The organism is Sphingomonas sp. MMS24-J45, assembly GCF_044881195.1.
GTDB lineage: Bacteria > Pseudomonadota > Alphaproteobacteria > Sphingomonadales > Sphingomonadaceae > Sphingomonas.
In genome coordinates, this window is the sequence record NZ_CP173255.1 from 2655811 (window position 1) to 2669976 (window position 14166).

Here is a 14166-nt window from a genome sequence, read left to right on the forward strand (position 1 = left end):
GGCGTCGTGCTCCACGACCACTGGCCATCCAACTGGGCCCCGGCCAGCGCCGGGGAAGCGAATGCATCATGACGCGTTGATGCTGTCCTACACCCGGCAAATCTGCGATAGATTCCGTCGCTCTTTCAACCGTTTGATCCCCCAGATCACGCACTCGCAAAAGTGCTCGATAGTGCGACTCGTGTGACTTTAGCGGCAGACCACCCCGCGTTAACGCATCCATGCTATCCCGCCGCACATGCTCCGCGTCCTCACGCTCTCGACCCTGTTCCCCGACGCGACGCGGCCCAATTTCGGGGTGTTCGTCGAGCGGCAGACGCTCGGGCTCGCAGCGCACCCGGATGTCGAACTCCAACTCGTCGCGCCGGTCGGCCTCCCGCCTTGGCCGCTTACGCGGCATGCGCATTATGCCGATCTCGCCAAGCTCCCAGACCGTGAAACGTGGAAGGGCCTCGACACCCACCGTCCGCGCTTCACCACCTTGCCCGGCACGGGCGGACGGTTTCACACGGGCGCGCTTACCCGGCGGCTGATCCCGCTGCTAGAGCGCATCCGCCGCGCGTTCGCCTTCGACGTGATCGACGCCGAATTCTTCTTCCCCGACGGCCCTGCCGCGATCGCGCTCGGGCGGCATTTCGGCGTGCCGGTGTCGATCAAGGCGCGCGGTGCCGACATCCACCATTGGGGCCATGCCCCCGCCACCGCGCCCCAAGTTCTTGCGGCAGGCAGGGCGGCAAGCGGGGTACTCGCGGTCAGCCAGGCGATGCGCGCCGACATGGCTGCGCTTGGCATCCCAGCAGACACGATCCGCGTCCACCACACTGGCGTCGACCTCGACCGCTTCGCCCCACGCGATCGCGCGGCGGCCAAGGCGGCCTATGAAGTCACCGGCCCGCTGATCGTCTCGCTCGGAGCGCTCATCCCGCGTAAAGGACACGATATCGTGGTCGGGGCGCTTGCCGCGCTGCCCGACGCGACCCTACTCATCGCAGGGGAGGGCCCGGAACGCGCCGCGCTCACCGCGCAGATCGCGAAGCTCGGGCTGGGGGGCAGGGTACGCCTGCTCGGATCGGTGCCCCACGCGGACCTCTCCGCGCTGCTCGGCGCGGCCGATGTGATGGCGCTCGCCTCATCGTCTGAAGGCCTCGCCAACGCTTGGGTCGAGGCGCTGGCGTGCGGCACGCCGATCGTCGTGACCGATGCCGGCGGGGCCGGGGAGGTGGTGAACGATCCCGCCTGCGGCCGGATCGTTCAACGCACCGCGGAGGGGTTTGCAGCAGGGATAGCCGAGCTTCTGGCCGATCCGCCAGCGCCCGACGCTGTCCGGCGTGGGGCGGAGCGCTTCACCTGGGACGCGAACACCGCTGCGTTATACGATCATCTGACAGGACTCGCCCGGCCATAACCGCGCCTGTGCTCCGGCGCAGGCCGGAGCCTTGGCCGGCCGCGCGACACCCGACCCAACGCTCCGGCCTACGCCGGAGCACATAGCGGAGAGCTTACTTCACCGCCCCCTGCTTAGCCTCCCAGGCCTTTGCCTGCACCGCGCTCAGCTCGACCAGATCGCCCATCACCACCGGCATGTCGAGCAGGTGCAGGCCCCAATCCTTCAGGATGCCGCCGCCGAACACGATGTCGCCGACGATCGTGTCGGTGCGCGCATCGCTAGGCACCGCATTGACCGTTACCGCCAGATAGCTGAACCGCCCGCTCGTCGTGCAGGCGACACTCAGGAGCCCCGGCACCTTGACGAACGGCGTCGTGACCGGCGCGCCATCGCTCGACCACGGCCCTTGCGGCGCGCTCGACAGGCCTGCACCCTTCGCGCCGAGATAGGCGTCGGCGGTTGCCGCTGCGCCGCGCAGCGCCGCCGGATTGACGCAAGCCGCGGTCATCCCCGGCTGCGGCACGCCACCGAAGCGCGTATTCGGCGGCGGCGGCGCATCGGCGCGGAACGTGACATAGCTCACCACGCAGCCGGTATCGCTCGCCTTGCGGCACAGCGGCGTCGACTTCAAATCACCGCCCACATCCTTGCCGACCGGCACCGCGACATTGGTGCCGGGGATCATCACCGAAATGATCTGCTTCTGCGCGGGCGTTCCCTCGATCGCATCGGCCATTAGCGTCTTCAGCACGCCCGATCCCTGGCTATGCCCGATCAGCACGACGCCGCGCCCGTGATTGTCATAGGCCATATATTCGTCCCACGCGGCCTTAACGTCGCGGTACGCCATCGCCCGGTCGATCGCTACCGGGCGGCCGGTCAACACCGCTTGCAGCCCCGGCAGCGTGACCTGACGATAGATCGGCGCGAAGACGCGGCAATATTTGGTGAAGCGTGCCGCCTGAAATGCGGCGACGACATTTTCCTCCTGCCCCGCATTCATGTCGCTGTTCGGCGTCGGGTCGAGCGAGACGGTCGGATAGACGTAGAAACAATCGAACGCGGGGTCCTTCGTGGCGGTGAAGGTCTCGACCTTCCGCGATCCGTCGGGCTTGACGATCGTCGCGCTCTGGTCGGCGGTGCAGGGGTCGGCGCGGCCCGGTCGGCACAGCCAGTTCCGTGCATTGGTGTAATCGGGGCTGGCGGCGGGGGCGGGGGCAGTATCGGGGGCGGGTGCGGCCGGGGCGGTCTGCGCCTGCGCCAGGGCCGGGGCGCCAACCGTGGCCGCGACCAAGGCGAACGCCGAAAGGATTGTTTTCATGTGCGACTCTCCCCGAACTCCAACCGCGCAAGGATAGCCGCACCGCGCGCCGGGTCAAAGTGGATAGAAGGCCCCGATCACCCAGCGGCCTTCGCCGCGCAGCACGGCCCAGGCGCGTGCCGCAGCGCGGCTGTCCATCGCCTCGACGCCGATGCCGCGCGCTTCGAGTGCGCGGATAAAGGCAGGGGAGGGGCGTTGCAGCGTCGCTCCGGTACCGAGCAACAGGAATTCCGGGGCCGGGTCGGTGTCGAGCACGGCGCCCAGCGCGGCGGGATCAAGCGCTTCGATCGGCGGCGGCGTCCATTCGGTGCTGCCCTCGGGCGAGATCGTCAGCGCGCGGTAAACGCCTTTGAAACTGCCCGCCTCGACCTTGAAGCCGCTCGCGGAAAGTCCGGTGATGATCGGCCCGGTCCCGCGCTCGGCATCGATCCGCATCAGCGTGCGGCGGTCTTGCTCGGCACCACCGCCTCGTCGCCGATCTTGGGATCGGGCCGCAGCCCGAGCGAGATCAGCAGCGACGACGACACATAGATCGACGAATAGGTCCCGACGACGATGCCGAGGATCATCGCCGCGGTGAAGCCACGCAGCACCGGCCCGCCGAAGATCAGCATGGCGAACAAGGCGAGCAGGATCGTCAGCGAGGTCATCACGGTACGGGGCAGCGTCTCGTTGACCGAAAGATCGATGATCTGCGGCATGTCCATCTTGCGATAGCGGCGCATATTTTCGCGAATCCGGTCATCGATCACGATCTTGTCGTTGATCGAATAGCCGATGATGGTCAGCACTGCCGCGACGATGTTGAGGTCGAATTCGAACTGCGTCAGCGCGAAGAAGCCGAGCGTCATCAGCACGTCGTGCACGATCGCGACGACGGTCGAAACGCCGAACTGCCATTCGAAGCGGAAGATCGCGAACAGGCCGATGCCGAGCACCGCGAGCACCACCGCAAGGATGCCGTTGCGGATCAGTTCGTCCGACACCTTGCCGCTGACCGAGCTTTGCTGCGAGAATTTGGCGTCCGGGAAATCCTTCACCACGGCGGCATGAACGGTGTCGACCACACGCGCGGTCGCGCCTTCGTCGTTGCTCTTCACCGGCGGCAGCTTGATCGAAACGGTCCTGCCGTCGAGCCCGACCGCCTGAAGCCGCGGTTCACCGAGGTTCAGCCGCTCGACCGTCTCGCGCAATTTCTCGACCGAGGGCGGCGTCTGGAACTTCTCTTCGATGGTCAGGCCGCCGACGAAATCGACGCCGAGGTTGAGCCCCTTGGCGAATACGATGGCGACCGCCGCGATCGTCAAGGCCATCGTCAGCGCAAACGCCCAGCGGCGCAGCGACACGAACGGCAGGTTGGTGTTGTCGGGGACGAGTTTCAGCAGGCGCATGATATCGGGCCGTTCAAATGTTCATGTCGGTCGGGCGGGTGCGGCGGATCCACTGCACCACCAACATGCGGGTAAAGGTGACTGCGGTGAACACCGACGTCACGATCCCGATCAGCAGGACGATCGCGAAACCGCGCACCGGGCCGGAGCCGAAGGCGAGCATGATCAGCGCCGAAATCGTATGCGTCGCGTTCGCCTCGAAAATCGTGCGGCTGGCTTCCTTGTAGCCGAGCTCGACCGCCTGGATCACCGATCGCCCACGGCGACGTTCCTCGCGGATACGCTCGTTGATCAGCACGTTGGCGTCCACCGCGGTCCCGATCGTCAGCACGAAGCCGGCGATCCCCGGCAGCGTCAGCGTCCCGCCGATCAGCGCGAGCACGCCCATGATCACCACCACGTTGATGACCACCGCATAGTCGGCATAGAAACCGAAGCGGCCATAGGTCGCGATCATGAACAGCACGACCAGCACGACCGCGAGCGCGGAGGCGGTCAGGCCGGCGTTGATCGATTCCTGGCCCAGGTCGGGCCCGACGCTCTGCTCCTGCACCACCTTCAGCGCAATCGGCAGCGCGGAGCTGAGCGCGATCGCGAGGTTGTTGGCGGATTCGACGGTGAAGCCACCCTCGATATAGCCTTGCCCGCCCAGAATTGGCGTGTTGATCGACGGGGCCGAGATGACCTGACCATCGACCACGACGGCGAAGCGCTTGCCGACGTTGTTCTGCGTGATTTGCGCGAACTTCGCGCCGCCTTCGCTGTTGAAGGTGAAATCGACGATCGGGCGATTGTCTTCCTGCTTGAACGCCTGCTTGGCGCTGACCAGTTCATTGCCGGTCAGCACGGCTTGCCGCTTGACGATGATCTGCGCACCCGGTCCCTGTTCGGGGTAAGGCAGGACTTGCGTCCCCGCAGGCAGGATCACGCCCGGGCTGTACGGCGTGTCGGACACCATCTTGAATTCGAGCTTGGCGGTCTTGCCGAGCAATTCCTTCAGCTGCTTGGGGTCCTTCAACCCCGGCACCTGCACGTCGATCCGGTTGCTGCCCTGACGGCGCACATCGGGTTCCTTGGTGCCGAGCTTGTCGATGCGCGAACGGACCACGTCGGTCGCCGTCTTCATCGCATCGTCGATCGCCTGATTGATGCCGGCCTCGGTCGGGGTCATCACGATGCGACCGCCGTCGATCACCTGCAGATCCCAGTCGCGCTGCGCGGTGTAGCCGACGCCGGTGGTCATCTTGCTCAGCCGTTCGCGCGCGGCATCGATCTGCCGCACGTCGCGCAGCAGGAAGCTCAATTTGCCGCCATCGGTCGCAATGTCGCCGATCGAAATTGCGGGCGCCGTGCTCATCGCGGTCGCGATCTGCTCGCGCTTGGCCTCGACTCGGTCGTCGATGAACTTCTTGGTATCGGCCTCGAGCAGGAGATCGACGCCGCCGTTCAGATCGAGCCCGAGGTTGATCCGCGGCAACCATACGCCCCAATTGGCCGTGATCGACGAGGGGATCACGCTCGGAATCGCGAGTGCCATCAGGCACGCGAGCAGCGCGACGATCGAGACAACCTTCCAGCGCGGGAAATCGAGCATCGGATCAGTCGTTCGCTGGCTTGCCGGAGCCCGAAGGCGTCACTTCGGCGAGCGTCATCTTGACGACCCGCACCTTCACCGTCGGCGCGATCTCGACTTCGACGAAACGCTCTTCGACCTTGGTCACCTTGCCCGCGATGCCGCCCGCCGTGACGACCGAATCGCCCTTCTTGACCGCCGCGATCGTCGCGGCTTGCGCCTTGGCGCGCGCTTGCTGCGGGCGCAGGATCAGAAGGTAGAAAACCACGAAAACGAGCAGCAGCGGCCCGAAATTGAGCAGCATGGCGGCAAACCCGTCGGGTTGCACCGCAGTACCGGCGGTCTGGGCAAAAGCAGGGGTGGCGAACATGGGCTACCTTGGTAAAGCAGGACGCGCCTGCGCGAGAACGCAAGCGGACTGGCGCGACCTTGCGGCCTCGCTACAAGCGGCGCGCGCTATCATCACTTGCGCGGCGTGGCAACGCCCGTTGCTGCGCGCGACCTTTGGAGACGAGCATGACGATCCTTGTTCTGGGCCATATCAAGACCGCCCCCGGCGATGCCGCCCGCATGACCGATCTGCTCACCGCACATATGGCGACGACCGCCGCCGAGGCCGGTTGCGAGCTCTATAATTTCGCTTTCGACGTCGCCGATCCCGACATTATCCGCATTTCGGAACGCTGGGAAAGCATCGAAGCGCTCGCCGCACATGGCAGCGCCGACCATCAGAAAGCCTTTGGCCGCGCGCTGCGCGATTTCACCGTTCTGGAAATGAGCGTGAAAGCGTGGGACGGCACTTTCTGGCGCACGCTGATCGGCGATTGAGGCCAAAACTCACCTGCCGCGTTGAGGTGACCGATGGGAGACCACATGTTCCGATACCTTGCCGCCGCCACGGTGCTGATCGCCCCCGCCGCCGCACTCGCGGATGCGGGGCGCGAGCAATTGACGCAAACCGCCTTCGGCGCGCGCGACAAGGCTGCCGCACTCGCCCAGATCGCGGGCGTGGAGGCAGCGGCCACCGCGGCGCTGGCCCGTACGCCGGGTGACGGCGAAGCGCACATGACGCGCGCGATGGCAGTCAGTTACCGCGCGAAGCTGTCGCACAGTCGCAGCGATGCGCTCGCCGCCAAGGCGCAGTTCGAGGCGATAGCGGCCAGGAACCCACGCGATGCCGAGGCGCAGGCGGCGATCGGCGCGTGGCATTTGAACGCTATCGAGGCACTCGGCGGCTTCGCGGCCCGCGCCGCGCTCGGCGCGCGCAAGCCGGTCGGGCTGGCCGCCCTTGACCGTTCGATCGCGCTTGGCGGGGGTCGCGCGCTGTTCCCCGGCCTCGCGGCTTTGCTGCGCCTGGCGATCGACCCGACCGATCCCGCCGCGCCCGCCTTGCTCGATGCGGCGGTGAGGGGCAGCACCCCAACGACGCTCGACCGCCTGATCCAGCGCCGCGCGGTGCAGATGGCGGCGGTGGTGAAGGGCGGCGATGCCAAGCTGATCCAGTCGCTCGCCAAGCGCCTGCTGCCGCTCGGTCAGATCAAATGACCTGCCGCGTCGCCAAAGCAAGCGCTTGCATCTCGGCGCCGCCCGGCTTAAGCGCGCTTCCCTCGGTCGGGGCGTAGCGCAGCCTGGTAGCGCATCACACTGGGGGTGTGAGGGTCGCAGGTTCGAATCCTGTCGCTCCGACCAAGTCTTCTCACAGCCGCGCGATCACACTTGCCGCCAGCACGACGGCGAGCGGCAGCACCGCCGCGATCCGTCGCAACCGCCCCACCGCCGAAGCCTGGCGCTCGGACAGGATCAGCACCGCCGCGATCGTGATCGCCGCGATTGTCCAGAAATGATAGCGGACCTCTGACGCGACGCTGAGCGGCAGATAGCTGAAGCCGTACATCACGCCCGACCAGGCCAGCGCCACCGCCGGGTCCCCCGCAGCCAGCGACGGGCGCAGCACCAGCAGCCCGACGCCGAGCGCCAGCCAGCACGCCGGCCAGCCGAGTGGGGTGTGCAGCAGCCATGCCGCCGCCTGTGCGATCGCGGCACGCACGCCGTTCGGCGCGACCGTATAGCCCCACGGATTCGGATCCGACTCGGTCGAAAGGCCCGGCGCTTCCGCGTCATGCCCGAGGAAGCGCACATTGCGGTCGAAATGCGCCAATCGGTGCTCGATATAGGCAACAGGATGCGCCAGCACCGCGGCCGCCCACCATCCGTACGGCCCATGCCCCTGGCGCAGCGGTACCTTTAAGGTCTCGAACCCGATCGGGCACGGGTCGGCACCCCACCAGGCATAGCGATCCCACGAAACCGGCGAATAGCACGCCGCATTCACCGCGACCGGATCGGGTGTCGCGATCGGCGGGAAGGCGCTCGTGCCGCTGAACCGCCCGATCCCGCCGAGATCGTAAATCACCAGCGACAGTTCGACCCCACTGCGCTTGGCCCCCAGCGCCGCATTGGCGAGCGGCAGTGCGAGGATCAGCGGCACCGCCAGTAGCGCGGCGCTCGCCGCCAGGCGCGGCACGGTCCGCCGCCATGCATCCGGCAGCGCGATCAGCAGCAGGGGCAGGCACGCTGGGCCCGCATTGAAGCGCAACGTCGCCGCCGCGATCAGCAGCACCGCCGCCACGAGACGCAAGCGCCAGGCACCGGCGCGGGCGACGGCCAAAATCCCGCTCGCCAGCAACAACGCGCCTGCAAACAGGCTGTCCTTCAGGATCGTCGCGACCAGCACCACGGCGATCGGCGACAGCATCGCCGCCACGATCACCGCAGCGCTTTTCCATCCGCCGCGGCGATACCCCGCCAGCGCCCACAGCGCCGTGCCGCCCCAATACAAGATCACCTGCAGCGTCAGCATCGGCCCCGGTCCTGCGGCGACCGCGCGCAACTGCCGCCACAGCCAGTTCATCGCCGGGGGGTGCCAATCGTCATAGCTGCCACTAACGGCCTGGCCATATTGGCGGATCGCATCCCATGTCAGGATGCCGGGCCAAAACGTCAGCGCATGGCCGAGCGCGACCAGCGCCAGTGCCACCGCCGCAAGGATCGGCGCACGTCGCCGGACAGGAATTTTACGCAGCATCGTTCATGTTCTAGCAATGTGTCCGTGCGATCGACACTTGCAAATCCGTCCGAAAGTATGACAGCAATGCGAACCGATTACCCATCGGACGCGCGTCATGGGGAAGTAGCGTTGGTCCAGGCCATTCTGATTGCAGACGATCATCCAATGTGCGCCGCGGCGCTCGGCATGGCGGCACAACAAGTGGCACCCACTGCCAAGATCGAACAGGTGGGCACGCTCGCGGACGCCGTGGCGCTCGCGGAAGAAGGCAGTTTCGACGTCATTCTGCTCGATTTGATGTTGCCCGATGTTCAGGGGCTGGCCGGCCTCTTGATGCTCAAGCGACAGCAGCCCAAGGCCCGCATCGTCATCGTCAGCAGCAGCGATCAACCCGATGTGATGCGCCGGGCCGCGCGCGAGGGGGCCAGTGGCTTCATCCCTAAGAGCGCGGCGATGAATGCGATGATCGCCGCGATCGCGGCCGTTTCCGCAGGGGAACAGTCCTGGCCGGCGGAGATGTATGTCGAGCCGGCGGCCGAGACCGGCGGGTCGCTGATCGGGGAACTGTCACCGGCGCAGTTCCGCGTGCTCCGCGCTGCGGCCGACGGCAGCCAGAACAAGCAGATCGCCTATGAACTGGGCATCGCCGAGACGACGGTGAAAACGCATTTCGCGCAGATCTTCCGGAAGCTGCGCGTCACCAATCGTACGCAGGCGATTCTCGCGCTTCAGGCGCTCGACGTCGCCGCCTGATCGCGCGAGGCGACGCGCGCCAGCGCGATCGCTTTGACGGTGGCGCTGGCACAGGCCGCAATCCGTGTGCCGTCCCGCTGTCCTTCGCGTTCAATCTCCAGGCACAATCGTCCAAGCGCGATCGCGCCAATGCCGTCCGATGCGCCGCGCAAGGAATGCGCCTGCATCACCGCAGTCTCCGTATCGCCTGCCTCCAAAGCGCCGACGATAACGCGCGTGCGTTCGGCAATGTCGCGTTCCATCATTGCCAGCAGGATGTCGGCTTGCCGCTCGCCAAGCGCGATCCGCAATTCGGCAACGCGCGCATCGTCCAGCATACGCGCGTCGAAGGTCGTAGCGGCACCTGCGATCAGCCGATTGACCGTTCCCACCAGCACCGCCGGCTCGAACGGCTTGCGCAGATATTCGTTGGCGCCCGCGGTGATCGCCATCTTGGCATGCCATTCGCTGCGCCGCGCGGTCAGGATCAGCACCGGCAAGCTAGTGAACATCGCCGATTGGCGGATCTCGCGCAGGATCGTCAGCCCGGTCTTGCCGGGCAACGCGCAATCGAGGATCGCGAGATCCGGCCCATTTTCCCACAGCGATTCGAGCGCATCGTCGCCGTCGCGCACCGCCACCACGACGTGACCGGCCGGCTCCAGCGTCCGCGCGACGATCTGGCACAGCAGCTCGTCGTCGTCGACGATTACGATCCGCGCCACCTCAACGCCCCCCGTTCGCGGCCTGGCGCAGAGCGGTGCGCGCTTCCTCGAGCATTTCGGGCGTCGCGGTCAGCCGGCCGAGGCGTTCGTCAAGCGCGGCCGCCGTGGTGCCGAGTTCGGCCTTGCCGAAGAACGCAGCGGTCCCGGCGAGGCGATGCAGCGCCTCGCGCAGATCGTCGATCACCGGGCGTGACAGCGGCGCGGCCAGCGCGGTTTCCAGCAGGTCGAACATCCGCGTCATGCGAGCCTCGAACTGCGCGATCAGTTCCGGATCTGCGCTCGCCGGAACCGGGGGGCGGCGGGCGCGGCGGCGGCAGCGGGCGCAACCGCCCAGCGGCGCACGATATGGTCGAGTGCCGCCAACTGCACTGGTTTTGCGAGATGGTCCTGCATCCCTGCGGCGCGGCACGCATCGACGTCGCTGGCATAGGCATTGGCCGTCAGCGCGACGATCGGCACGGTCGCCGCCGCGGTGGTGCCGCTGCGGATTCGCCGTGTCGCCTCGATCCCGTCAATCTCCGGCATCTGCATGTCCATCAGCACCAGCCCGAACGGCTGTCCCTGCATAAAAGCGTCTTGAACCATCGCCACGGCCTCGATGCCGTTACGCGCGATCACCGGACTGTGCCCGAGACGTGTCAACATAGCCTTTATGAGAAGCTGATTCACGTCATGATCTTCGGCGACCAGGATGCGGGTCGCGGCGACCGGGGGCAAGGTCGAAGGCGACGGCGTCGTCCCGCGCTTCTCGGCAACCGCGTCGGTTTTGGTAACCAACGGGATGCGCAGCGTCACCGTGGTGCCGACGCCCAGCGCGCTGAACAGCGACAGCTTGCCGCCCATCAACTTGGCCAATTCGGTGGAGATCGCGAGGCCCAGCCCCGTTCCGCCATAGGTTTTCGTCGTCTCGGCATCGGCCTGCACGAAATTGTCGAAGATCGCGGCCTGCCGATCGGGTGCGATGCCGATCCCGGTATCGCCCACCGCGATCACCAGGTCGTTTTCTGCCACGGCCACGCTCAGCACGATCGCCCCTTCGGCGGTGAATTTTGCGGCATTGCCTAGCAAATTCAGGATGATCTGACGGAGCCGCAGGCCATCCCCGATGATCGTCGCTGGCACATCCTCGGCGATTTCGGTGCGCAGATAGATCCCGGCGCGCGTCGTCAGCGGCATGATCAGCGTCGCGCACCCGCGCGCCAGGTGCCGCAGGTCGATCGCATCCTGCGCCAGTGTGACGTGCCCCGCCTCGATCTTCGACAGATCGAGAATGTCGTTGAGCAGCCGCATCATCGAATGGCCGGAATCGGCGATCATCTGCAGTTTCTGTTCCTGATCGGGGCGCGGCGCCTCGGCCAGCAGCAATTCGGTGAAGCCCAGCACGCCGTTCATCGGGGTGCGGATTTCGTGGCTCATGTTGGCGAGGAAACTCGATTTGGCCTGCGCGGCGACCTCGGCATGGCGGCGGGCGCGCTGCAGTTCGAATTCCAGTTCCTTGCGCATCGTTATGTCGCGAATCGAACAGATCAGCTCGCGCGGCTCCTGCGTGTCGGGGTCACGCACCAGCCCGCTGTTCGATTCGAGCCAGATCCACGTCCCCGCACGCGCCGCGTCGAGCGGTTCGGAGCGATAGGCGACCACCAGCCGTTCGACCTGCCCGGTGGCGAGCGAGTGATGCGCCGCGACCACCGCGTCATGGTCCTCCGGGTGGAACCGCGTCAGCATGTTCTGCCCGATCAGATGGCGCGGCGCGATGCCGAGCATTTCGCCGACCGAGGGCGAGGCATAGAGGCACGTGCCCTCCAGCGAGAGACGGAACACTGCATCGGTGGCGTTTTCGGCAAGCAGGCGGAGTTGCTCCTCACGCTCGGCCAGCGCAGCTTCGGCGCGCTTGCGTTCGGAAATGTCGATGTTGACGCCGATAAAGCCGATCCGGTTGCCCGCCGCATCGACTTCTGGCGCGGTCATCACCTCGACCCACAGCTCCGTGCCGTCCCTGTGCTGGAAGCGGAATTCGGTGCGCAGCTCGCCGCTCCCTTGCACTACGTCCGCCCATTGCTGCGACACGCGGGGGAGATCGTCGGGGTGAATGGCGGCCCCCCAACCCGATCCCATCGCCTCGCGCTCGCTCAGGCCGGAGATCGCCTGCCATGCCGCGTTGACATAGGTGACGCCGCCATCGCGATCCGCGCGGAAAATGCCCGCGGGGGACAGCTTCGCCAGCGCCTCAAACAGCCGCTGGCTTTCGGCCAGCGCATCGCGTGATTCGCGCTGCTCGGTGATATCGACGATCGCGCCGATGAAGCCGCTGACATTGCCCTCGGCATCGAATTCGGCGGTGTTGACGACTTGCACCCAGATGATGCCGCCATCGGGCCGGCGGAACGATACTTCGCGCTGCCGCACCTCGCCGGGTGTGAAGTTCACCCAAGGCATCTGGCGGAAATACTCACCGGGATCGGCCAGCGCCTCCATCCAGCGATCGCCCATCAATTCCTCGGCGCTGCGACCGCTCATTTCGGTCCACGCCTTATTGACATAGGTGATCGTACCGTCCGCCATGCCGACATACACGCCGACCGGGGCGGCCTCGGCGACCTTGCGGAAGCGCGCCTCGCTGTCGGCCAGCGCGCGTTGAGTTGCCACCGCCTGGGTAATGTCGCGGATCGTGCCGATCGTGCCGTCGAACGATCCGTCGTCCCGCGCCAGGCGGCGCAGCGTCACCTCGATTTGGCGGAGTTCGCCTGCCTTGGTGTAGAAGCGCTGGTTCAGCGTGGCCTCGTTCAGCGCGCCGCTGACGATGTTGGGATAACCGCGATTGGCGGCTTCCAGATCGTCGGGGTGGAGCAAGCGCCGCGTCGGCCAGCCGAGACTTTCCTCGACGCTATAGCCGGTCAGCGTCTCCCACGCCGGGTTCAGGAAAATCCACCGCCCCTCCGCATCGGTGCGGAACACCGCCTCTTGCATTGCCGAGACGAGCGTCTCCGAAAAATCGCGGCTGCGCTTCAGGTCGCGCCGCACGCGGTCCCGCCCGGCCAGGGCCGAGGCGAACGGCAGGCCGATCGCGAAGGAGATGACCAGGAACAATTGCAGCATGTGGATTTGCGCGGGCAACGTCGCCTGGATCATCGCGATCGGGCCGGTCCCCATGATCGTCGCCGCAGTGGCGATCACGGATACGACGGTCAGCGCCCCGGCCGTGCCCAGCACCCCCAGGCGGAACGTTGCCCCGATCACCATCGGCAAAGCGAGGAACAGCAGCGGATAGGTCGACTGCCCGAACACGATCGCCGAGACGACCGCGTTGCCGCCCAGGATCAGCACGATCTCGCCGAAGCGCGCCGAACTCACCGACTCGCGCCGCGTCCAGGAATGCATGCCGATCAGCAGAATCGGGCCGAGGATCATCGTGCCCAGCCCGTCCGCCACGGTCCATTCGAACCAGATGCGCCAGAACGGGCGACCCGACGACACACCGAGCCACAGCGCAGCCGTCAAGCCCGACAGGAACGGCGCGACGAGGGCGCAGCCCCATACGAACCGCAGCACGTCGGGCAGATGCGTCATGTCGGGCGTGTGCTTTTGCCAGCGCAGGACCAACCAGGCGCCGCCTGCGGCCTCCGCACAGTTGATCAGAGCGAGCATGGCGGAGCCGAGATAGTCGTAATGGCCGAACTGGTTCGCGCTGAAATAGCCGACAAACGCCGCAACGAACCACGACGGCGCGGTCCGCCGCGTGCTGTGCAGCAGGACGACGGCGAGCACGCCGTTCGCCAGCCACAGCGGCGAAATCGTCGTGCCGTTGCGCGACAGCGCCATGCCGCCCAGCGACACGAGCAAGATCAGGGCGGCGAAGACGATGCGGGTGATGATCCAGCGCAAACGATCCCCGGAGGGGGGCGGGCTGGCGATCGAATCGGTGCTGTTCATGCGTTTCCCGCCGAGCGGCGTCGGTCTCCCGTCCCAATAA

13 protein-coding genes and 1 tRNA gene are annotated in these 14166 nt (G+C 66.5%); 5 read left to right on the forward strand and 9 right to left on the reverse strand.

Annotated features, from left to right (window positions below; genetic code table 11):
- Window positions 1-238: 238 nt before the first annotated feature.
- Window positions 239-1405, forward strand: coding sequence for a glycosyltransferase (locus tag AB5I39_RS12885; protein ID WP_404367480.1), 1167 nt, complete (start codon window positions 239-241; stop codon window positions 1403-1405).
- Window positions 1406-1499: 94 nt separating this feature from the next.
- Here AB5I39_RS12885 and AB5I39_RS12890 read toward each other — a convergent pair whose 3' ends face one another.
- Genes AB5I39_RS12890 through yajC form a run of 5 tightly spaced genes read right to left on the reverse strand, consistent with a single transcriptional unit; the run spans window position 1500 to window position 6042 of the window.
- Window positions 1500-2708, reverse strand: a complete 1209-nt coding sequence (locus tag AB5I39_RS12890; protein WP_404367483.1) for a DUF3089 domain-containing protein — start codon at window positions 2706-2708, stop codon at window positions 1500-1502.
- Between the two features lie 54 nt (window positions 2709-2762).
- Entirely contained in the window at window positions 2763-3143 is a 381-nt protein-coding gene (locus AB5I39_RS12895; RefSeq protein ID WP_404367486.1) for an Mth938-like domain-containing protein, read from the reverse strand.
- Window positions 3143-4099, reverse strand: a complete 957-nt coding sequence (gene secF / locus AB5I39_RS12900) for a protein translocase subunit SecF (RefSeq protein ID WP_404367489.1) — start codon at window positions 4097-4099, stop codon at window positions 3143-3145. Before secF ends, AB5I39_RS12895 begins: the two co-directional genes overlap by 1 nt.
- A 13-nt stretch (window positions 4100-4112) precedes the next feature.
- Complete coding sequence (gene secD, locus AB5I39_RS12905) at window positions 4113-5693, reverse strand: protein translocase subunit SecD (protein ID WP_404367492.1); 1581 nt, start codon at window positions 5691-5693, stop codon at window positions 4113-4115.
- Between the two features lie 4 nt (window positions 5694-5697).
- On the reverse strand, window positions 5698-6042 hold the full coding sequence (gene yajC, locus AB5I39_RS12910) for a preprotein translocase subunit YajC (RefSeq protein WP_404367495.1): 345 nt from the start codon (window positions 6040-6042) through the stop codon (window positions 5698-5700).
- Between the two features lie 146 nt (window positions 6043-6188).
- Between yajC and AB5I39_RS12915 the strand changes: the two genes are divergently transcribed.
- The 3 genes from AB5I39_RS12915 (at window position 6189) to AB5I39_RS12925 (ending at window position 7361) form a co-directional block, all read left to right on the forward strand.
- Complete coding sequence (locus AB5I39_RS12915; RefSeq protein ID WP_404367498.1) at window positions 6189-6500, forward strand: putative quinol monooxygenase; 312 nt, start codon at window positions 6189-6191, stop codon at window positions 6498-6500.
- A 45-nt stretch (window positions 6501-6545) separates the two neighbouring features.
- The gene (locus tag AB5I39_RS12920; RefSeq protein WP_404367501.1) at window positions 6546-7217 is read left to right on the forward strand and encodes a hypothetical protein; all 672 of its coding nucleotides are present in this window, start codon (window positions 6546-6548) and stop codon (window positions 7215-7217) included.
- Window positions 7218-7284: 67 nt separating this feature from the next.
- A tRNA-Pro gene (locus tag AB5I39_RS12925) sits at window positions 7285-7361 on the forward strand.
- A 7-nt stretch (window positions 7362-7368) separates the two neighbouring features.
- Here AB5I39_RS12925 and AB5I39_RS12930 read toward each other — a convergent pair.
- Window positions 7369-8757 carry a hypothetical protein gene (locus tag AB5I39_RS12930; protein WP_404367504.1) on the reverse strand — a complete coding sequence of 463 codons (1389 nt, stop codon included), beginning with the start codon at window positions 8755-8757 and terminating at the stop codon, window positions 7369-7371.
- A 66-nt stretch (window positions 8758-8823) separates the two neighbouring features.
- On the opposite strand from AB5I39_RS12930, the gene AB5I39_RS12935 reads away from it, so the two are divergent.
- Window positions 8824-9492, forward strand: coding sequence for a response regulator (locus tag AB5I39_RS12935; RefSeq protein WP_404374149.1), 669 nt, complete (start codon window positions 8824-8826; stop codon window positions 9490-9492).
- Here AB5I39_RS12935 and AB5I39_RS12940 read toward each other — a convergent pair.
- The 3 genes from AB5I39_RS12940 to AB5I39_RS12950 are packed head-to-tail and all read right to left on the reverse strand — an operon-like array spanning window position 9468 to window position 14126.
- Window positions 9468-10196, reverse strand: a complete 729-nt coding sequence (locus AB5I39_RS12940) for a response regulator (RefSeq protein ID WP_404367506.1) — start codon at window positions 10194-10196, stop codon at window positions 9468-9470. The two genes, AB5I39_RS12935 and AB5I39_RS12940, sit on opposite strands and share 25 nt — an antisense overlap.
- Window position 10197: 1 nt before the next feature.
- Window positions 10198-10437, reverse strand: coding sequence for an Hpt domain-containing protein (locus AB5I39_RS12945; protein WP_404367509.1), 240 nt, complete (start codon window positions 10435-10437; stop codon window positions 10198-10200).
- A gap of 20 nt (window positions 10438-10457) precedes the next feature.
- Window positions 10458-14126 carry a PAS domain S-box protein gene (locus AB5I39_RS12950; RefSeq protein ID WP_404367512.1) on the reverse strand — a complete coding sequence of 1223 codons (3669 nt, stop codon included), beginning with the start codon at window positions 14124-14126 and terminating at the stop codon, window positions 10458-10460.
- Between the last annotated feature and the right edge of the window lie 40 nt (window positions 14127-14166).